The organism is Streptomyces sp. CoH27, from assembly GCF_020181035.1.
Taxonomy (GTDB): domain Bacteria; phylum Actinomycetota; class Actinomycetes; order Streptomycetales; family Streptomycetaceae; genus Streptomyces; species Streptomyces camelliae.
In genome coordinates this window covers 1-18,977 of the sequence record NZ_JAIQYY010000023.1, presented here as the reverse complement: position 1 = coordinate 18,977, position 18,977 = coordinate 1, and the positions used below count along the sequence as shown (strand labels likewise).

The 18,977-nt window shown below is 71.0% G+C and carries 18 protein-coding genes and 1 pseudogene; 11 read left to right on the top strand and 8 right to left on the bottom strand.

Annotated features, from left to right (window positions below):
* Positions 1-58 precede the first annotated feature (58 nt).
* The 3 genes from LE548_RS45635 to LE548_RS33275 all read left to right on the top strand — a co-directional run bounded on the left by LE548_RS45635 (position 59) and on the right by LE548_RS33275 (position 1,218).
* On the top strand, positions 59-178 hold the full coding sequence (locus LE548_RS45635) for an SGM_5486 family transporter-associated protein (protein ID WP_263636869.1): 120 nt from the start codon (positions 59-61) through the stop codon (positions 176-178).
* 236 nt (positions 179-414) lie between these two features.
* The gene (locus LE548_RS33280) at positions 415-621 is read left to right on the top strand and encodes a hypothetical protein (RefSeq protein ID WP_225100738.1); all 207 of its coding nucleotides are present in this window, start codon (positions 415-417) and stop codon (positions 619-621) included.
* 78 nt (positions 622-699) lie between these two features.
* The gene (locus LE548_RS33275) at positions 700-1,218 is read left to right on the top strand and encodes a histidine phosphatase family protein (RefSeq protein ID WP_225100737.1); all 519 of its coding nucleotides are present in this window, start codon (positions 700-702) and stop codon (positions 1,216-1,218) included.
* A gap of 72 nt (positions 1,219-1,290) precedes the next feature.
* Here the strand turns inward: LE548_RS33275 and serB are convergent, their stop codons facing one another.
* Complete coding sequence (gene serB, locus LE548_RS33270) at positions 1,291-2,514, bottom strand: phosphoserine phosphatase SerB (RefSeq protein WP_225100736.1); 1,224 nt, start codon at positions 2,512-2,514, stop codon at positions 1,291-1,293.
* Positions 2,515-2,767: 253 nt separating this feature from the next.
* A complete protein-coding gene (locus LE548_RS33265; RefSeq protein ID WP_225100735.1) occupies positions 2,768-4,966 on the bottom strand; it encodes a streptophobe family protein in 2,199 nt (732 codons plus the stop codon).
* A 286-nt stretch (positions 4,967-5,252) separates the two neighbouring features.
* Between LE548_RS33265 and LE548_RS33260 the strand changes: the two genes are divergently transcribed.
* Positions 5,253-7,841 carry an FHA domain-containing protein gene (locus tag LE548_RS33260; protein WP_225100734.1) on the top strand — a complete coding sequence of 863 codons (2,589 nt, stop codon included), beginning with the start codon at positions 5,253-5,255 and terminating at the stop codon, positions 7,839-7,841.
* A gap of 104 nt (positions 7,842-7,945) precedes the next feature.
* Here the strand turns inward: LE548_RS33260 and LE548_RS33255 are convergent, their stop codons facing one another.
* Positions 7,946-8,698: a transglycosylase SLT domain-containing protein gene (locus LE548_RS33255; RefSeq protein ID WP_225100733.1), complete on the bottom strand. Its 753-nt coding sequence runs from the start codon at positions 8,696-8,698 to the stop codon at positions 7,946-7,948.
* Between the two features lie 298 nt (positions 8,699-8,996).
* Positions 8,997-9,650, bottom strand: a pseudogene (locus LE548_RS33250) (S-adenosylmethionine:tRNA ribosyltransferase-isomerase).
* Positions 9,651-10,105: 455 nt separating this feature from the next.
* On the opposite strand from LE548_RS33250, the gene LE548_RS33245 reads away from it, so the two are divergent.
* From LE548_RS33245 to LE548_RS33235, 3 genes are all read left to right on the top strand, one after another.
* Positions 10,106-11,284, top strand: coding sequence for a GAF domain-containing sensor histidine kinase (locus LE548_RS33245; protein WP_225100732.1), 1,179 nt, complete (start codon positions 10,106-10,108; stop codon positions 11,282-11,284).
* Positions 11,277-11,918, top strand: coding sequence for a response regulator transcription factor (locus LE548_RS33240; protein WP_225100731.1), 642 nt, complete (start codon positions 11,277-11,279; stop codon positions 11,916-11,918). Before LE548_RS33245 ends, LE548_RS33240 begins: the two co-directional genes overlap by 8 nt.
* A 184-nt stretch (positions 11,919-12,102) precedes the next feature.
* Positions 12,103-12,348 carry a chaplin gene (locus LE548_RS33235; RefSeq protein ID WP_225100730.1) on the top strand — a complete coding sequence of 82 codons (246 nt, stop codon included), beginning with the start codon at positions 12,103-12,105 and terminating at the stop codon, positions 12,346-12,348.
* Positions 12,349-12,507: 159 nt separating this feature from the next.
* Here LE548_RS33235 and LE548_RS33230 read toward each other — a convergent pair whose 3' ends face one another.
* The gene (locus LE548_RS33230; protein ID WP_225100729.1) at positions 12,508-13,296 is read right to left on the bottom strand and encodes a hypothetical protein; all 789 of its coding nucleotides are present in this window, start codon (positions 13,294-13,296) and stop codon (positions 12,508-12,510) included.
* A 150-nt stretch (positions 13,297-13,446) separates the two neighbouring features.
* On the opposite strand from LE548_RS33230, the gene LE548_RS33225 reads away from it, so the two are divergent.
* The 3 genes from LE548_RS33225 to LE548_RS33215 all read left to right on the top strand — a co-directional run bounded on the left by LE548_RS33225 (position 13,447) and on the right by LE548_RS33215 (position 15,801).
* Positions 13,447-14,238, top strand: coding sequence for an ABC transporter ATP-binding protein (locus tag LE548_RS33225; protein WP_225100728.1), 792 nt, complete (start codon positions 13,447-13,449; stop codon positions 14,236-14,238).
* Between the two features lie 61 nt (positions 14,239-14,299).
* Complete coding sequence (locus LE548_RS33220) at positions 14,300-14,731, top strand: NfeD family protein (protein WP_225100727.1); 432 nt, start codon at positions 14,300-14,302, stop codon at positions 14,729-14,731.
* 110 nt (positions 14,732-14,841) lie between these two features.
* Positions 14,842-15,801, top strand: coding sequence for an SPFH domain-containing protein (locus LE548_RS33215; protein ID WP_225100726.1), 960 nt, complete (start codon positions 14,842-14,844; stop codon positions 15,799-15,801).
* Positions 15,802-15,845: 44 nt separating this feature from the next.
* On the opposite strand, the gene LE548_RS33210 is transcribed toward LE548_RS33215, so the two are convergent.
* From LE548_RS33210 to LE548_RS33200, 3 genes are all read right to left on the bottom strand, one after another.
* Positions 15,846-16,352, bottom strand: coding sequence for an HNH endonuclease (locus tag LE548_RS33210; protein WP_225100725.1), 507 nt, complete (start codon positions 16,350-16,352; stop codon positions 15,846-15,848).
* 168 nt (positions 16,353-16,520) lie between these two features.
* Positions 16,521-17,060, bottom strand: a complete 540-nt coding sequence (locus LE548_RS33205; RefSeq protein ID WP_225100724.1) for a YbhB/YbcL family Raf kinase inhibitor-like protein — start codon at positions 17,058-17,060, stop codon at positions 16,521-16,523.
* A gap of 45 nt (positions 17,061-17,105) precedes the next feature.
* Positions 17,106-17,888 (bottom strand): sporulation protein, encoded by a 783-nt coding sequence (locus LE548_RS33200; protein WP_225100723.1) that lies wholly within the window; start codon positions 17,886-17,888, stop codon positions 17,106-17,108.
* Between the two features lie 100 nt (positions 17,889-17,988).
* On the opposite strand from LE548_RS33200, the gene LE548_RS33195 reads away from it, so the two are divergent.
* Entirely contained in the window at positions 17,989-18,639 is a 651-nt protein-coding gene (locus LE548_RS33195; protein WP_225100722.1) for a DNA-3-methyladenine glycosylase, read from the top strand.
* Positions 18,640-18,977 lie beyond the last annotated feature (338 nt).

Here is an 18,977-nt window from a genome sequence, read left to right as displayed (position 1 = left end):
CACGCGCGGAGCGGGCCCCGGCGGCACGCGCGCGCGGGACGGGTGCGACACTGACCGCATGCAGCCTGTGCTCGACCCGAACCCGCAGAACGGCCAGAAGAAGATGCTGCTCGTCTTCGGCTCGTTCTTCGCCATCTTCGCCGTCATCGCCGTCATCGCGATCATCGCCTCCCCCTGAGGTCGCCTTCCCCTGGGGTCGCCCTGCCCTGAGGGGCGCCTTCCGGCCACCTCCGGGCCCGGTGCCGGCCGTTCCGCCCGGTGGATGGTGGGGCTGGCTCCACCATCCCTTAGGGGGAAAGGGTCAGGGTCAACTGGGTGGAAGTCCGGATGGGTTGGCGGCCCCGGATTCCGTAGCTTCGAGATGTGACCGCACATGGCGGTCACGGACCCGCTCGAAGACCCACGGAGGCGATCATGTCGGCCCGCACCCACTCCCGGCCCCACCCGGCGACCACGGGCGGTGTGGACATCCGGCTGCCCTGGTGGGCCCTCGCCCTGCCTGCGCTCGCGTTCATCGCGCTGCTGTTGCTGATACTGAACCCGTCGGACGCGCACGCGGCCGGCGGCGACCCCGCGATCACGCAGCTCTTCGAGCGCGCCCAGCATCTCCTCGCGCGCTGACCCGGAGCCCCCACGCGCGGTGAATCCGCACATCAACTCCCTGCACCACATGGCCTGTTTCATGCGAAGCTGGGGCGTATGAGCGCCGCAGAACCTCACAGGATCGTCCTCTTCCGGCATGCGAAAGCCGACTGGCCCCAGGTGTCCGACCACGAGCGTCCCCTCGCCGAGCGCGGACGCATGGACGCCGCCGTCGCCGGACGCAAGCTGGCCGACACCGGTATCGCCTTCGACCTGGCCCTGTGCTCCACCGCGGTCCGGACCCGCGAGACCTGGAAGCTGGCCGTCCACGAACTGGCGGAGCGCCCGAGGACCGTCTACGAGGAGCGGATCTACGAGGCTTCCCCCGGCGAGCTGATCGCCGTGCTCAACGAGACCCCGGACGACGTGCGCAACGTGATCCTGATCGGCCACAACCCCGGTGCGCACGGCCTGGCCGGCATCCTCTCCGGAGCCGTCGAGGGCGACGCCCGCGACCGGATGGAGCGCCGCGGCCTCCCGCCCGCCGCATTCGCCCTGCTGACCTTCGACGGTCCTTGGAAGAGCCTGGAGCCGGGCGTGGCCACGCTCACGGACTACTGGGCCCCCGCCGACTGACCTCACCGGCACACGGAAGGGCCCGGCACCGCGCGGTGCCGGGCCCTTCCCCGTCCGTGCGGCCGGAGCGGCTCAGCCCTCGTCGTGCGTGTCCGCCGCCTCGACCTCTTCGCGGCTGACGCCCAGCAGATACAGCACGGTGTCGAGGAAGGGGAAGTTCACCGCCGTGTGCGCCGCCTCGCGCACCACCGGCTTGGCGTTGAAGGCGACCCCCAGACCGGCCGCGTTCAGCATGTCCAGGTCGTTGGCGCCGTCGCCGATCGCCACCGTCTGCGACAGCGGCACCCCGGCCTCCGCGGCGAACCGGCGCAGCAGCCGCGCCTTGCCCGCCCGGTCCACGATCTCGCCCGTGACCCGGCCGGTGAGCTTGCCGTCGACGATCTCCAGCGTGTTGGCCTGCGCGAAGTCCAGGCCCAACCGTTCCTTCAGATCGTCCGTGACCTGGGTGAAGCCACCGGAGACGACCCCGACCTGGTAGCCGAGTCGTTTCAGCGTACGGATCAAGGTGCGCGCGCCCGGCGTCAGCCGGACCTCGTTGCGGACCTTCTCCACCACGGAGGCGTCCAGCCCCTTCAGCAGCGCCACGCGCGCGTGCAGGGACTGCTCGAAGTCCAGCTCCCCGCGCATCGCCGCCGCCGTCACCTCGGCGACCTGGTCCTCACAGCCGGCGTGCGCGGCGAACAGCTCGATGACCTCGTCCTGGATCAGGGTGGAGTCCACGTCCATGACCACCAGCCGCTGAGCGCGCCGGTGCAGCCCCGCTGAGACGACCGCGATGTCGACACCCAGTGCCGCCGCGTCGGAGGCCAGGGCCGTGCGCAGCGGCTCGGTCTCCACACCGGAGATGGCGAACTCCACCGCGGTCACCGGGTACTTGGCGAGCCGGAAGATGCGGTCGATGTTGCCGCCGGCCTTGGCGATCCGGGCGGCCACGGCGGCCGTCGACTCGGCGGTGAGCGGATGGCCGAGAACGGTCACCAGGGAGCGCCCGAGACCGCGCGGCTGGTTGTCGCCGAGCCCCGAGATGATCTCCGCCTGCATCTTCATCGACTCGGCCCAGCTGTGCACCGTGGCCCGCAGGTCGCCCTCCAGGCCGGCCGGCGGCTTGGTCACCAGCGCGCACAGCACCAGGCGGCCCCGGGTGACGACCTGCTCGATGTCGACCACGTCGACGAGGTAGGCGGCCAGGGTGTCGAACAGGCCCGCCGTGATGCCCGGCCTGTCCTTGCCGAAGATCTTGACGAGGAGAGTGGGGACCTCGGGGGTCTGCGAAGCAGGGATCTGCGAAGCGCTCATGGTGTCACCACCGTATCCGGCACCCAGTGCCCCGCGCCGCCGAGGTCCGCCTGACGGACACGGAACAATGGATGTCCGATCGGTGTCGGGGATCTTGCCACCAGGAGAAACCGCGGCGCCCCCGTACGGCATCCCCTGGCTCCACCTCGACTGTGCCACGAGTCACCCCGGGCGGGCAGGGCAGCACGGGGGAAACGGGAGGCGGCACAGGGGGAGCGGTGTCGGCCGGGTGCCGGGCGGGGACCCGGCGCAGTCAGCCGCGCCGCTTCGGCTTCCCCGGCGGTGCCGCGGGCGGTGGTGGGGGCGGGGGCGGCGGTGGCCACTCGGGACCGTCCGGCCGCCGTGAGCGGTCCCCTGGCCGTGCCGGGGGACGGCGCCGGGGTGGCGGGGGAGCGCCGTCGAGGGGTCCGGCGACGGTCGGGGCGCCGTACACATCGTCGCGGGACCCCGGCGGTCGCGCGTCCTCGGGCTCCCCGCGGGGCTCTTCTGGCACCTTCAGGTAGGGGTTCGTGTCCGGGTTCGGCGGCCGGTACGGCGCACCTGGGGCGTACGGCCCGGCACCGTCGCCGGCTCCGGGGCGCCCGGAGCCGCCGGCACCGGGGCCACCGTACGGCGCAGGCCCCGCCCCACCGCCGTACCCCGTCCCACCGCCGTACCCCGAAGCCCCGGCTGCACTCCCGTGAGTCTCGGCCGCACTCCCGCGCCCGGGGCCGTACAGCGCTCCGGCGCCCTCCTCCTCATCCCCGGCCCGGTCGACCGCCACCCCGGCCGGTGCTCCCCGAGCCGCCCACACCGCACTGGACCCCGCCGCCCCCGTGGCCCAGGCCAGCAGCGCCCCCACCGCCCCCGCGCCGGCACCCCACACCGCCCCCAGCAACAGCGCGGCCCCGAAGTGGCCGTGCAGGACGACACCCGCGCCGAAGGCGTCGAAGCCGAGGACGGACAGCGACGCGGTCACGGAGACGTCCGCCAGCCGGACGAGCAGAGGGAGGGCGAGGGCGGTGACGATGCCGAGGCGCACAGCGCAGCGGACGGCCAGACCGAGCGCGGTGTCGGGCGGCCGTACCTCGCGGCCGAGCGCGGTGTCGGGTGGCCGTACTCCGCGGCCGGGGCGGTTGCCCTGCGGCCGTACCTCATCACCGCGGGTACCGTCTGGCGGCCGTACCTCATCACCGCGGGCGGTGTCCCCCAGCCGCACCCTACGGCTCAGGGCGCTGCCCAGCCGCCGCCCCCGCCGCCCCGCGGCGCCGTGAGGCCCCCGCATTCCCCGCCTCACGGCGCCGTGAGGCCCCCCTGCTCCCCGTTCCACGGCGCCCCGCCCCACGGCGCTGCGAGAGGACCCCCGTACCACCGCCGTACGCGCCGCTGTCCATACGCCGGTCAGCAGCATTGCCAGCGCGGCCGCCACCGTCAGCAGCCACACCCGGTTGTCCAGGTCGGCCAGTCGGCTCACGGTCAGCGGGCGGTCGGAGCTCGTGCCGATGAGCTGGTCCAGGGGATGGGGGAGGACCGTGCGGAGCAGTCCCGTGGCGTGGCCGTCCCAGGGGACGAACAGGCCGAGGGGCAGGCCGAGCCAGACGCCGTCGGGGGTGCCGAGCAGGGCCGCGCCGGCGATCCGCCGCGGGTGGTCGTCGCCGATCGCCGCGTACGCCGCAGCGGCGAGCCCGGCCGCGACGGCCAGCAGCAGGACGGTGACGAGCGCCGAGACCGCCGGCCATACCACCCGGTGCACCGCGGACCAGCCCGGCGGCAGGGGAGCGCGGCGGCCGGCCAGCAGCGCGATCAGCAGAACCCCGGCGCACCAGCCGAGCCCGCCCAGGAGCGTGGCCGGGGTGTCCACGGTGAAGCCGACGCCGGCCTTGGCGTGGATCAGGCCGCCGATCCGGTCCGGCAGCAGCCCGCTCACGTCCCCGAGGCCGGGCAGGCTGAGTCCGCCGCCCCCTTTCCCGCCCGCGCCCGGCAGCGCACCGGCGCCGAGCGAGCCGCCGTCGATGGTGATGACGTCGTGCCCGGCCCAGGCGAGACCGCCCAGCATTGCCACGAAGAGCGCCGTCATCGTGCCCGCGCGCGCGAGGAGTTCGGCGGGCGCGATGACAACTCCGGCCGTGCGCAAGGACCGCAGGAAGAACCACGACAACAGCAGGGCACCGACCAGACTCACCCCGAGTGGCGTGATCTCGATGGCGGTGTGCGCCTCGGCGCCTTTCAGTCCGAAAGCGGACACATCGCCCGACGGCGTGACCGAACCACCCGCCCCGAGCGCCACAACAGCGGCCGTCATGGGGCCCAGTGAGCCCGCCGTGTCCGCCTGGAGCAGATGCAGTCCGAGCGCGGCCGTGCCCGCCATCCCGATCAACGCCCAGCTCACCGCGGCGATCGCGGACAACAGGGCATCCGTCCAGGGCACCTTTCCGGCGCGCCGCGCGGCCCCGGTACGCGTGGCTGAACTCATGGCAGATCCCCCGATCCCCTCGTGGCAGATCCCGCCGAACCGCGGCGCTGTGGCCGTCGAACCGCCGCGCGGCGGCACGGCCGTGCTTGTCCCCCTCGCCGGGATTACCACTCTCCGGATGGATTTCAACCCCGTCAACGGCGCGAGTTGGAGCGCACGGGTGCATCCGTGACAAGGCCCGGGTTTCGGTCAGAGGGCGGAGCCTGAAATAGTTCCCCCCGATGTTCGACATCCCTAGACTCCCTGCGATGGGGGTAATTCGGGGGACAACTCAGTGGGGCATGGAGTGCCTGAACTCGTTCTGGAATCAAACGGACGGACCTGGACGCTGGATCCGTCCCGGCCGTACACCCTCGGCCGCGATCCGCAGGGTGACATCGTCTTCGACGACGCCAGGGTGTCCTGGCGACACGCCACGGTCAGCTTCAACGGCCGCAGTTGGGTCGTCGAGGACCACGGCAGCACCAACGGCACGTTCGTGCAGGGTCAGCGGATCCAGCACATGGAGATCGGCCCGGGCTCGGCGCTGCACCTCGGCAACGCGACCGACGGGCCGCGGCTGAATCTGTCCGGTGCCGTGGCCGGCCAACAGCAGCAGGCGCCGTACGCCGCGCAGGGCGCCGGCGCGCAGGCAGCCGGTGCTCCGTGCTGGGCCCAGCAGGCCCCGCCGGCCCAGCAGGCCGCCGTACCGCAGCAGGCACCGGCCCAGCAGGCGGCGCCGCAGCAGCCCGGCTGGCAGCAGCCGCAGGCCGCGGCGTTCCCGCAGCAGCAGGCGGCACCCGCCGATCAGTACGCGCAGAAGACGCCCGGTGGCGGCGCGGGGGCACCGGCGGTCTACGGCGACCGGAGCCCGACCACGTTCCACCAGTTCTCCATCGGCCGCGTGATGCGCATCGGCCGTGCCCTGGAGAACGAGCTGGTCGTCTCGGACCTCCAGGTCTCCCGGCACCACGCCGAGTTCCACTCGACGCCCGACGGCCGCTTCGAGATCCGCGACCTGGGCTCGCACAACGGCACGTACGTCAACGGCCACCCGGTGCCCAAGGGCGGCTCGGTCCAGCTCGGCCCGAACGACATCGTCGGCGTCGGCCACTCCACCTTCCGGATCGTCGGCGACCGGCTGGAGGAGTTCGTCGACACCGGTGAGGTCTCCTTCTCCGCGCGCCATCTGACCGTCACCGTCGACGGCGGCAAGCAGATTCTGAAGGACGTCTCCTTCGGCGTCCCGGAGAAGTCGCTGATCGCGGTCATCGGCCCGTCCGGCTCCGGCAAGTCGACCCTGCTCAAGGCGCTCACCGGCTACCGGCCCGCCAACCAGGGCGAGGTGCTGTACGACAACCGGAACCTGTACAAGCAGTTCGCCGAGCTGCGCCAGCGCATCGGTCTGGTCCCGCAGGACGACATCCTGCACAAGGAGCTGACCGTCAAGAAGGCCCTGAAGTACGCGGCCAAACTGCGCTTCCCGGCCGACACCACCGCGGCCGAGCGCGACGCCCGCATCGACGAGGTGCTGCGCGAGCTGAAGCTGGACGTCCACAAGGACAAGAAGGTCACGTCCCTGTCCGGCGGTCAGCGCAAGCGCGTCTCGGTCGCCCTGGAGCTGCTCACCAAGCCGTCGCTGATCTTCCTGGACGAGCCGACCTCCGGTCTCGACCCGGGCATGGACCGCGATGTCATGCAGTTGCTGCGCGGCCTCGCCGACGACGGCCGTACGGTCCTCGTCGTCACCCACTCGGTGGCCGAGCTGGCGCTGTGCGACAAGCTGCTGGTGATGGCGCCGGGCGGCGCGGTGGCGTACTTCGGCCCGCCGGAGGAAGCGCTGAACTTCTTCGGCTACGACAGCTGGGCCGATGTCTTCTCCGCCTTCGAGAACTACCGTGACTACGACTGGTCGGGCCGCTGGAAGGGCTCGCAGCACTACCAGATGTACGCGGCGGACATCGACGCGGCCGCCCCGCAGTCCGTATCCGCACACATGCCGCCGCCGCAGGCCATCAAGCCGCCCAAGCCGCAGGCGTGGGGCTCGCAGCTGATGACCCTGATCCGGCGCTATGTGTCGGTGATCGTCTCCGACAAGGGCTTCCTGGCGCTGACGGTGATCCTGCCGGCGGTGCTCGGCTCGGTCAGCCTTCTGATCGACCACAAGCGGGGCCTGCTGGTCAACGCGGCGGTCAACCCGCGCACCGGTGCGCACATCCCGAACGGCACGGCCACCACGGTGCTGCTCATCCTCGCCGTCGGCGCGTGCTTCGCGGGCGCCGCGAACTCGGTCCGTGAGCTGATCAAGGAACGGGTCATCTACGAGCGGGAGCGCGCGACCGGTCTGTCCCGGTCGGCGTACTTGATGTCCAAGGTGGTCGTGCTCGGCGCCGTCACCGTGCTGCAGGGCCTGCTGGTCGGCGTGATCGGCTTCTCCAGCCGCGAGATCCCGGACCAGGGCGTCGTACTCGGCGGCTCGACGCTGTTCGAGCTGTGCGTGCCGATCATGGCGCTCGGCTTCACGTCGATGATGGTCGGCCTGGTGATCTCCTCGCTGGTGAAGACCGCCGAGAAGACCATGCCGCTGCTGGTGATGTTCGCGATCATCCAGGTCGTCTTCACCGGATGTCTGTTCACTCTGCACGGCACGCTCGGCGTCAACGAGTTCTCGTACCTGATGCCGTCGCGCTGGGCGGTGGCCGCGGCCGGTGCCACGCTGGACTTCAACAACATCGCGCCGAACACCGACAACCCGAGCAGCACCGACCCGCTGTGGAACCACACGGGCGGGGCCTGGACCCTGGACATGGTCGCGCTGATCGCGCTCGGTGTGATCTGCGGCTTCTTCGTGGCCCGCTTCCTGCGCCGCCACGAGCCGGAGGTCATGCGCAAGTAACCGCGCCCGTACGACGCCGAAGGGCGGCACCCCGGTTTCCAGGGTGCCGCCCTTCGGCGTTACGTGCGTTACGTCCGTTACGTCGCAGAGGTCCGCGCCAGGCCTCAGTACGCGCTGTTGACGTTGTCCATCGAGCCGTAGCGGTGCGCCGCGTAGTTGGCGGCGGCGGTGATGTTGGCGACCGGGTCGTAGATGTTCCAGGACGTGCCCGACACGTGGTACGCGTTGAAGGTGGGCTGGATCACCTGGAGCAGGCCCTTGGACGGGATGCCGTTGGCGGCGTTGACGTCCCAGTTGTTGATGGCCATCGGGTTGCCCGAGGACTCCCGCATGATGTTGCGGTGCAGACCGCTGTAGGAGCCCGGGATGCCCTTGGCCTTCATGATGTCCAGGGCCTCGCGGATCCAGCCGTCGAGGTTGTTGGCGTACGTCCTCTTGGCGGCGACCATCTCCATCTGCGGGCGCTGCGCGGAACGGCTCGCGGCGTCGGCGGCGGCGCGGTCCTGGGCGGCCTTCTGCGCGGCGGCGTCGGCGGCGGCCTTCTTGGCGGCGGCCTCGTCGGCGGCCTTCTTGGCCACGGCGGCGTCGGCGGCCTTCTTCTGCGCGGCGAAGCCGTCGAGCTTGACCGTGTCCGTGGCGAGCTGGTCGGTGACCGTGCCCTGGACGTTCTTCAGCGCCGTGCTGCTCGCGACCTGCGCGGCGGCGGCCGGGGCACCGGTGGTGACGGTCTCGGCGTGGCCGGGGGCCGCCGAGATGGCCAGGGCGGCGGCGCCGAGGGCGGCGACACCGGCGATGACGGCCTTGCCCTGCTTGGACAGGGCGCGACTATGAGCTCGGGTGAGAACGTTCTTGGGCATGGCTGATGGACCTCTCGTAAGCGCGGAGGTCGCTCCTGCGTCCGCCGGGGGAATCGGCTCCTCCCGCACGAACGCCGCGGGCCGGTGACCCACGGCGCTGAGCGACGGAGCAATTCTTAGCTGGCGCAAAATGCCCAGGCAAAGTTGTGACATACGATCCCGGGTAGTGGACCGGGGAAGGGCAAAACGGGACAGACTTGCCCGTCTGCCCCGTTCGCTCCGGGAAGCTTTTTCTCCTATGTCCGTTAGTACGTGATGTGGACCCTATGCGCGGGCTCACACCGGAGACGTAACGGTTTCACCAGGAGTTGCCATCGCAATGCTCTGTGTGAGGACTCTCCTCCGGGAGGACGAGGTGGATGTCGCCGGACTCATGCCACAGGCAGAGCCCGCGCCGGCGCCTCGTCGGAGGCGCGGTCGATCGCGGCCCGCCCCCCGACCGCCTCCAGCATCAGAAGGTGCGAGGCCTCCGGCTCGTGCAGCCCGGTCAGCAGCTCGTCCACCACCCGCACCCCGCGCTCCGGCGTGACCACCAGGTCCGTCCACCCCTCGGCCGCCCGACCACTCCCTCCGCCCCGGCCGCGCCCCGCCCGGCGACGACACCCTGGTCCCCGCGTACGTGCCCGTACGCGCGCGCGTGCTGCGCCCGTCGTCCGGTTCCCGCAGCTCGACCGCCACCGGCCGTCGTCCCTGCGCGCGGAGAAATGCACCACCACACGCGCGTACCCGATCCGCCCGCTCACCGCGGCCGCCCGCGCGGGCGAGGTGTTCCCCACCAGCAGATCACCGGCCCGCAGCAGCTCCGGCAGCTCCCGGAACGCGTGATGCGTCACCTCGGCACCCCGCGACACCAGCAGCCGTACGGCGTCCCGGTCCAGCCCCGGCCCGGCCCCCGCTGCTCGGCCGCCACCCGCGCGGCCGGCCCCTCCGGCACGCGCACGCGTGTCCTCAGCGCCCCTCCACGGCCGGCACCGCCGCGACCTGGTCCAGAGCAGCCGCAACCGAGGGGGTCCCTTCGACGTGTCCCACCCGCCCCCGGCCGCACGACCTAGGCCCCTGCCCCGGCCCACGTGGTGCGCCGGAGCCAGGGTGCCTTCGCCGCACGCCCTTGGCCGGTGGTCTACGGCCGCACGCCCTTGGCCGGGGGACCTGTGCCACGCGCCCTGGAGCCCGATGCCTACCTCGCGCCCCCGGCCGAGCGGTCCACACCGCCGAGCCCGGCGGAGCGACCCACGACACTGCCGAACCCCGGCGGAGCGACCCACCACGCTGCCGAACCCCGGCCGAGGGGCCCCGCCGCCGAGCCCGGGGTCGGCGACCTACGCCGCTCGCCCTACGCCCAGCGGACCGGTCCCGGCCCCCGGCGGTCCGATCCGCGCTGTCACACCCCGCCGGTACCGTGAGGACATGAGCCAAGGCCCCCGGTCCGGCCTCGCCGCGGTGAGCTCCGCGTTGCTGGCCATGAGCAGGCATCTGGAGGTGCGCGACGTCCTCAAGACGATCGTCGCCTCCGCCCGCGAGCTGCTCGACGCGCAGTACGCCGCCCTCGGCGTCCCCGACGACCACGGCGGCTTCGCCCAGTTCGTCGTCGACGGCGTCAGCGACGCCCAGTGGAAGGCCATCGGCCCGCTGCCCCGCCAGCACGGCATCCTCGCCTCGATGCTGCACGAGGCCCGCCCGGAGCGTCTCGCCGACGTGCGCAAGGACCCCCGCTTCGAGGGCTGGCCGTCCGCCCACCCCGACCTGGTCGACTTCCTGGGCCTGCCCATCCGCGACGGCGACGAGGTCATCGGCGCCCTCTTCCTCGCCAACAAGCTGCATTCTGTGGGGGGAAACCCCGCACACCCCCCGCGCCCCGAACCGGAAGGCAGGTGCGGCTTCACGGAAGAGGACCAGGAGCTGCTCGCCATCCTCGCCCAGCACGCCGCCATCGCCCTCACCAACGCCCGGCTCTACGAACGCAGCCGCGAGCTCACCATCGCCGAGGAACGCTCCCGCCTCGCCCACGAACTGCACGACGCCGTCAGCCAGAAGCTCTTCTCTCTGCGCCTGACCGCCCAGGCCGCAGGGGCCCTCGTCGACCGCGACCCCGCCCGCGCCAAGGGCGAACTCCAGCAGGTCGCCACGCTCGCCGCCGAGGCCGCCGACGAACTGCGCGCCGCCGTCGTGGAGTTGCGCCCCGCCGCCCTCGACGAGGACGGCCTCGTCGCCACCCTGCGCACCCAGATCCAGGTCCTCGACCGCGCCCACACCGCGCGCGTGACCTTCACCAGCAATGGCTTCCGCGCCCTGCCCGCCGCCCAGGAGGAAGCCCTGCTCCGGGTCGCCCAGGAGGCCCTGCACAACGCACTGCGCCACTCCGGCGCCGGCCATGTCGCGGTGAGCGTCGACCGGCGCGGCGGCGGAGCCGTACTGCGCGTCAGCGACGACGGCAGCGGCTTCGACCCCAGGGCCGTCCGCCACGCCGGACGGCATCTGGGCCTGGTCTCGATGCGGGACCGGGCCAGCGGGGTCGGCGGCACGCTGACCGTGGAATCGGTGCCCGGCAAGGGCACCACGATCGAGATGGAGGTCCCCGGTGGCTGACCCGATCAAGGTGCTGCTCGTCGACGACCACCAGGTCGTCCGCCGGGGCCTGCGCACCTTCCTGGAGGTGCAGGACGACATCGAGGTCGTCGGAGAGGCGGCCGACGGCGCCGAGGGCGTCGCCCGCGCCGAGGAACTGCGCCCGGACGTCGTCCTGATGGACGTCAAGATGCCCGGCATGGACGGCATCGACGCCCTGCGCAAGCTCCGCGAACTCGCCAACCCCGCGCGCGTGCTGATCGTCACCAGCTTCACCGAACAGCGCACGGTCGTCCCCGCCCTGCGCGCGGGCGCCGCCGGGTACGTCTACAAGGACGTGGACCCCGACGCCCTCGCCGGCGCCATCCGCTCCGTGCACGCCGGCCACGTCCTGCTCCAGCCGGAGGTCGCCGGCGCCCTGCTCTCCCAGGACGAGAGCAACTCCGGCCAGGGCAGAGGCGGTTCGCTCACCGAGCGGGAGAACGAGGTGCTCGGCCTGATCGCCGACGGCCGCTCCAACCGCGAGATAGCCCGCGCCCTCGTCCTGTCCGAGAAGACCGTCAAGACGCATGTCTCCAACATCCTGATGAAACTCGACCTCGCCGACCGCACCCAGGCCGCGCTGTGGGCCGTACGCCACGGCGTGGCCGGCTGAAACACCCGTCCCGCCGCCCCCCCCGCGACCGTCACGCACGGCAACCCTGAGGGTCACACTCCGGACTGAGATTCATACCGTCGTGGGAATGTCACCCGGACGGCGCATCCTCCGGTGAACCGTGCCGTTCTCCAGTGCGTGCCACGGCGAACCGCCGTGGTGAACGCCTAGGAGGGGTTGGAAAGTGAAGAACCTGAAGAAGGCAGCGGCCGTGACGATGCTGGCCGGTGGCCTCGTGGCCGCCGGTGCGGGCCTGGCCTCCGCCAACGACGGCGCCTGCGCCGCCGGCGAGGCCCAGGGCTCCCCGGGTGTCGTCTCGGGCAATGTCGCTCAGGTGCCGGTGCACGTCCCGGTGAACGTGGTCGGCAACAGCACGAGCGTCGTCGGCGTGCTGAACCCGGTCTTCGGCAACCTCGGCGTCAACCAGTGACGTCCCGCCGACAGTGACCACAGGCCTCCCGGGCACACCGGGAGGCCTGTCGGGTTCGCAGCCGACCGCACGGCCGCCGTGGCCGTCGCTGGCGTCGACGCGGGCGCGGGCGCGCCCGCCGCACCCCCGAGCGGCGGCGCCCCCGGCCCGGCCCACCCCTTACCGCGTTCCCCGCTCCCGCTCCTCCACGATGGAGTTGTACGCCGCCACCTGCGCCCGCCGAGCCGTCCGCTCCACCGGTCGCAACGCCTCCGACCGCGCGGCCATCTCGCCGGCGCTGACCGCACCCCCGTGCCCGTTGCCGTACGCCAGCGACACCAGCAGCGCGACCCGCTGCGCCAGCTCCAACACCCGTACCGCACGCGGCGGATATCCCGGCGCCAACACCTCCCGGCCGCGCTCGGCTCGCGCCCGGTACGCGTCGATCGCCGCCTCCGCCACCGGACCCGACCCGGTGACGTCCAGCTTCGACAGCACCTCGGTCGCCTCGCGCAACGCCTCCGCCAGCTCCCGCTCGGCTTCGCCCAGCGACGGCACATCGGCGGGCGGCGCCTCCCGCACCGGCAGCACATGCCAGACCACCTCGGCATGCACATCACCCGCGGGCCCGGCCTCGTACACCTCCGGCACCAGCCCGAACGCGGCCCCGAAGCAGACCACCGCCTCCTCGGCCTCCAGCGCCCGCGCGTTGAATTCCGGCGGACCGCTCAGCCCCAGCGGATGGCCGGGCGCCGGCAGCGCCACCCGCAGCCCGGTCACCCCCAACGTGCGCAGCCGCCCCAGCGCGAGCGTGAGCCCGACCGGCGCGGACTCCCCGGGCAGCCCCTCCACCCGGTGCACCGCGTCCTCGCCCACGATGGCGAGCACGGCGTCATCAGGAGAGACAAGTCCGGCCAAAAGGGCATTTCCCCAAGCGGCAAGGCGTCCTGAACGCGGTTCCGAGAGCATGCCCCCACCCTAAGGACCGGACCGATGGAATGGAGCGGCGCACTCGTGGCGTAGATTTCATGAGGGCCGCGCCCACCGGCACTGCGGCCCGAGCCACAGGCGTACGCGACAGCCGAGACCGGCCACACTGCAAGGGGAGACAACGCGCTCATGAGCGAGGTTCTGGAGCTTCAGGACGTATCCGTGATCCGTGAGGGCCGGGCTCTGCTGGACCAGGTCTCCTGGTCGGTGAAGGAGGGCGAACGCTGGGTCATCCTCGGCCCCAACGGCGCCGGCAAGACCACCCTTCTGAACGTCGCCTCCAGCTACCTCTACCCCAGCAAGGGCACCGCCACGATCCTCGGCGACACCCTGGGCAAGGTCGACGTCTTCGAGCTGCGCCCTCGCATCGGCATGGCCGGCATCGCCATGGCCGAGAAGCTCCCCAAGCGCCAGACCGTCCTGGAGACCGTCCTGACCGCCGCCTACGGCATGACGGCCCACTGGCAGGAGGAGTACGACGAGGTCGACGAGCAGCGCGCCCGCGCCTTCCTCGACCGCCTCGGCATGACCGACTACGTGGACCGCCGCTTCGGCACCCTCTCCGAGGGCGAGCGCAAGCGCACCCTCATCGCCCGCGCCCTGATGACCGACCCCGAGCTGCTCCTGCTCGACGAGCCCGCCGCCGGCCTCGACCTCGGCGGCCGCGAGGACCTGGTCCGCCGCCTCGGCCGGCTCGCCCGCGACCCGATCGCCCCCTCGATGATCATGGTCACGCACCACGTCGAGGAGATCGCCCCCGGCTTCACCCACGTCCTCATGATCCGCCAGGGCAAGGTCCTCGCCGCCGGACCCATCGAGCTGGAGCTCACCTCCCGCAACCTCTCCCTCTGCTTCGGCCTCCCGCTCGTCGTCGAGCAGGTCGGCGACCGCTGGACCGCCCAGGGCCTGCCCCTGTCCTGAGCCCTCCGCGCTTCCCTCGTGCGCCCTGTCCGCCGCCCGCTCACGGCCCTACCATGACCATGTGAACGACATCGACGCATGGGTGTGGTGGCTCGTCGGCGCGGCGGCGCTCGGCATTCCGCTCGTCGTCACCGCGATGCCGGAGTTCGGCATGCTCGCGGTCGGAGCCGTCGCGGCCGCCGTCGCCGCCGGACTCGGTTTCAACGGCGTGATCCAGGTGCTCGTGTTCGTCGTCGTCTCCGTCGCCCTCATCGCCGTCGTCCGCCCCATCGCCGCCCGGCACACCAGGCAACGCCCCCAACTCGCCACCGGCATCGACGCGTTGAAGGGCAAGCAGGCCGTCGTACTGGAACGGGTCGACGGCTCCGGCGGCCGTATCAAACTCGCCGGCGAAGTCTGGTCGGCACGCGCCCTGGACACCGACCGGGCCTACGAAGTCGGCCAGGAAGTGGACGTCGTGGAGATCGAGGGGGCCACCGCGATCGTCATCTGAGCCATCCGACCGGCGAGTTGGGCGGCAGTCTGTCAGACTCGACCAGCAAGATCTTCCACACCAATAGGATCTGCCGAAGAGGCGCGGCAGAGAGGGGTACGGGGAACACGATGGAACCGGTCATCATCGTCCTGGTCATTCTGGTGGTGTTGGTCTTCATCGCCCTGATCAAGACCATCCAGGTCATCCCACAGGCCAGCGCCGCCATCGTCGAGCGCTTCGGCCGCTACACACGGACCCTGAACGCGGGCCTGAACATCGTGGTCCCGTTCATCGACACCATCCGCAACCGCATCGACCTGCGCGAACAGGTCGTACCGTTCCCGCCCCAACCGGTGATCACCCAGGACAACCTCGTCGTCAACATCGACACGGTGATCTACTACCAGGTCACGGACGCCCGCGCCGCAACCTACGAAGTCGCCAGCTACATCCAGGCGATCGAGCAGCTGACGGTCACCACGCTCCGCAACATCATCGGCGGCATGGACCTCGAACGCACCCTCACCTCCCGTGAGGAGATCAACGCGGCCCTGCGCGGCGTCCTCGACGAGGCGACCGGCAAGTGGGGCATCCGCGTCAACCGCGTCGAACTGAAGGCGATCGAGCCCCCCACCTCCATCCAGGACTCGATGGAGAAGCAGATGCGCGCCGACCGTGACAAGCGCGCCGCGATCCTCACCGCCGAAGGTACGCGCCAGGCCGCCATCCTCACGGCCGAGGGCGAGAAGCAGTCCCAGATCCTGCGCGCCGAAGGTGAGGCCAAGGCCGCCGCCCTGCGCGCCGAAGGCGAGGCCCAGGCGGTCCGCACGGTCTTCGAGGCGATCCACGCCGGCGACCCCGACCAGAAGCTGCTGTCCTACCAGTACCTCCAGATGCTCCCGAAGATCGCCGAGGGCGACGCCAACAAGCTCTGGATCGTCCCCAGCGAAATCGGCGACGCTCTCAAGGGTCTCTCCGGCGCGATGGGCAACTTCGGCCCCCTGGGCGGAGGTTCAGGCAACAACGGCTCCTCGATCCCGCCCCAGAACAACGGCACGGAACGCAGGGAGAAGCCCAGCATCGACTGAGGGGGGCAGCAGCGCGCCCCGTAAGGGGCGCGAGGCCGTATCGATCAGGCGGCATCCCGAGCAAGCCACTCGGGAAGCGCAGCGAAGTCCTCCTGCCCCAAGGCCAAGAGCATCGCGTCCGCAGGAGTAGGCTCGAACGGCTCCCGAAGCAGAGCCATCCCCGCCTCCTCCGGAGTCCGGTTGGCCTTCCGGTGATTGTCCTCCGCACACGCGGCAACGGTATTCAGCCACGTGTCCTGCCCACCCTGCGCCCGCGGCAGCACATGGTCCACCGTCGTGGCCCTGCGCCCGCAGTACGCGCACCGGTGCCGGTCCCGGACCAGCACCCCCCGCCTCGACCACGGAGCTTGTCTTCGGAACGGCACCCGTACATACCTGCACAGCCTGATCACCCGCGGCGCCGGTATGTCCACATCGGCACCGCGCATCCGCAGCTCGGGATGGGCCTGCTCGACGACGGCCTTGTCCTGCAGCACCAGAACGACGGCTCGGTTCAAGGTCACCGTCGACAGCGGCTCGAAGCTCGCGTTCAGAACCAGCGTGTCACGCATCCAGCCCACCTCCCGTGTGCACCTGCCCACCCCCCGGCGGGCTTGGATCAACTCTGGACGGGCGCGCCGAGATGGACAACGCAATAAAAAATGCCCGCCTCCGATCACTTCCAAGACCGGAGGCGGGCAAACGTTCAATGAACGCTTGGCTGAATCGCGATGGTGCGCTCAGCCCTGCGCGGGGTTCTCGTACTCGCCGATGAGCTGGGCACGCGCGATCGCGTGGAATCGCAGATTGAAACCGACGACGGCCGGCGAGACATCGGCGTCCGGACCGAGCTTCTCCTGGTCCACCGCGTACACCGTGAAGACGTAACGGTGCGGCCCGTCCCCGGGCGGCGGCGCGGCACCGCCGAAGTCCTTCGACCCGTAGTCGTTGCGCACCTGCACCGCACCCTCGGGCAGCCCCTCGAACGTGCCGCTGCCCGCACCTGCCGGCAGCTCCGTCACCGAGGCCGGGATGTCGAACAGGACCCAGTGCCAGAACCCGCTCCCCGTCGGGGCATCCGGGTCGTAACAGGTCACGGCGAAGCTCTTGGTCCCCTCCGGGAAGCCCTCCCACCGCAGCTGCGGCGAGGTGTTGCCCTTCGCGTAGACCTGAGCGTCCTTGAGCGTCGCACCCTCCTCGATGTCCGCGCTCGTCACCGTGAACGACGGCACGGGCGGATGGAAATCGTGGGGGAGCGGCCGCCGCTTGAGCTCGGTCACCTCGGTACCTCCTGATCGATGATCTGGAATCAGCAGTTCCCGAGCCTAGAACCAGTTGCGCTTGCTGCCGACCTCGGACAGCCACTGGTTCAGATAAGCCGCCCAGTCGGTCCCCTGCCAGTCGTTCAGCCCGACTTGGAAGGACCGGTAGGTGTCCGAACCCTCGCTGAACAGGCCCGGCTTCTTGTCCATTTCCAGGACGACGTCCATCGCGTACGCGTCGGCAACGAAGCTCAGCTCGACCTGGTTCAGCCCCCGGTACTGCGACGGCGGGTGGAACTCGATCTCCTGGTAGAAGGGCAGCGACTGCCGTGTCCCCCGGATGTGACCGCGCTCCATGTCCGCGTTCTTGAAACGGAAGCCCAGCTGGATGAAGGCGTCCAGGATCGCCTTCTGCGCCGGCAGCGGATGCACATTGACGGGGTCGAGATCGGAGGAGTCCACAGCCCGCGCGATGGCCAGCTCGGTCGTCACCCCGATGTGCATCCCGCGCAGCGCCTGCCCGTCGATCATCGTGACCGGCGTCTCCCAGGGAATCTCCAGCCCGAACGGCACCGCGTGCACCGCGCCGGCCTGCAGCTCGAAGGCACCACCGAGCCGCACCTTCGTGAACTCGATGTCCTGCTTGTACTCCTGGTCGCCGCTCTCCACCTCGACCTTGGCCTGGAGCCCGACCGACAGCCCCTCGATGTCCTGGTTCACGGACCCGCCCTGGATCCGCACCTCACCCTGGACGACGCCACCCGGCACCACGTTCACCTCGGTCAGCACGGTCTCGACCGAGGCCCCGCCGGCCCCCAGGCTCGCGAGCAGCTTCTTGAACCCCATTGACTCTCCCTTTACGAAGGAACCTCGACCCCTACAAACGCATCCGCCCCCCGACCGGTTCCGCCGGCGCCATGCCCGCTCTCCATTACCCTCGGACGGCATGATCGCGCCCCCGGACCGTACGCCTCTGCCCAGAGAGTTCTTCGACCGCCCGGTCCTCGAAGTGGCCCCCGACCTCCTCGGCCGCATCCTGGTCCGTACGACCCCCGAGGGCCCCATCGCCGTCCGCCTCACGGAGGTCGAGGCGTACGACGGCCCGAACGACCCCGGCTCCCACGCCTACCGCGGCCGCACCGCCCGCAACGAGGTGATGTTCGGGCCGCCCGGGTACGTGTACGTCTACTTCACCTACGGCATGTGGCACTGCATGAACCTCGTCTGCGGTCCCGAAGGCCGCGCGAGTGCCGTCCTGCTCCGCGCCGGCGAGGTGGTCGAGGGCGCGGACCTGGCCCGTAAACGTCGACTTTCGGCCCGCAACGACAAGGAACTCGCCAAAGGACCGGCTCGCCTGGCCACCGCCCTGGAGGTCGACCGTGCCCTGAACGGCACGGACGCCTGCGCCTCCGGCGAGACACCGTTGCGGATGCTGACAGGCACGAAGATCCCCGCTCACCAGGTCCGGAGCGGTGCCCGCACCGGAGTCGCCGGCGAAGGCGGCAACGGCGATGTCCATCCGTGGCGTTACTGGGTTGCCGACGATCCGACGGTGAGCCCGTATCGGGCCCATGTACCGAGGCGGCGCCGAAGTTGACGCGTGCCTGGAAGGTGCGTAACGTATCCCAAGCCGCTGAACCGGGTACGGCAATCGCCAGCAGCCGGAGCGGCCACCCCACTACCTAGCTACAACCCCTTCGCCGGGGTCGATTTCGGCGCGCCCGCGTGCCCGAAACCCCCCCCGCGAGACTCGATTATGAGTCGCCGAGGAAATGAGCTAACGTAGTGAATGTCGAAAGGCCGACAGGCGAAAGCCCAAAAGCTCGAAGACAACCCGCCGACCGGGAATCAGACGCCGAAAGGATCTGATAGAGTCGGAAACACCGAAGGGAAGCCCGGAGGAAAGCCCGAGAGGGTGAGTACAAAGGAAGCGAC

Bases quoted from the DNA above. Each gene is read 5' to 3' on its own strand.
- LE548_RS45635 (WP_263636869.1), top strand. From the start codon at position 59: ATGCAGCCTGTGCTCGACCCGAACCCGCAGAACGGCCAGAAGAAGATG.
- LE548_RS33280 (WP_225100738.1), top strand. From the start codon at position 415: ATGTCGGCCCGCACCCACTCCCGGCCCCACCCGGCGACCACGGGCGGT.
- LE548_RS33275 (WP_225100737.1), top strand. From the start codon at position 700: ATGAGCGCCGCAGAACCTCACAGGATCGTCCTCTTCCGGCATGCGAAA.
- serB (WP_225100736.1), bottom strand. From the start codon at position 2,514: ATGAGCGCTTCGCAGATCCCTGCTTCGCAGACCCCCGAGGTCCCCACT.
- LE548_RS33265 (WP_225100735.1), bottom strand. From the start codon at position 4,966: ATGAGTTCAGCCACGCGTACCGGGGCCGCGCGGCGCGCCGGAAAGGTG.
- LE548_RS33255 (WP_225100733.1), bottom strand. From the start codon at position 8,698: ATGCCCAAGAACGTTCTCACCCGAGCTCATAGTCGCGCCCTGTCCAAG.
- LE548_RS33245 (WP_225100732.1), top strand. From the start codon at position 10,106: ATGAGCCAAGGCCCCCGGTCCGGCCTCGCCGCGGTGAGCTCCGCGTTG.
- LE548_RS33230 (WP_225100729.1), bottom strand. From the start codon at position 13,296: ATGCTCTCGGAACCGCGTTCAGGACGCCTTGCCGCTTGGGGAAATGCC.
- LE548_RS33225 (WP_225100728.1), top strand. From the start codon at position 13,447: ATGAGCGAGGTTCTGGAGCTTCAGGACGTATCCGTGATCCGTGAGGGC.
- LE548_RS33215 (WP_225100726.1), top strand. From the start codon at position 14,842: ATGGAACCGGTCATCATCGTCCTGGTCATTCTGGTGGTGTTGGTCTTC.
- LE548_RS33210 (WP_225100725.1), bottom strand. From the start codon at position 16,352: ATGCGTGACACGCTGGTTCTGAACGCGAGCTTCGAGCCGCTGTCGACG.
- LE548_RS33200 (WP_225100723.1), bottom strand. From the start codon at position 17,888: ATGGGGTTCAAGAAGCTGCTCGCGAGCCTGGGGGCCGGCGGGGCCTCG.
- LE548_RS33195 (WP_225100722.1), top strand. From the start codon at position 17,989: ATGATCGCGCCCCCGGACCGTACGCCTCTGCCCAGAGAGTTCTTCGAC.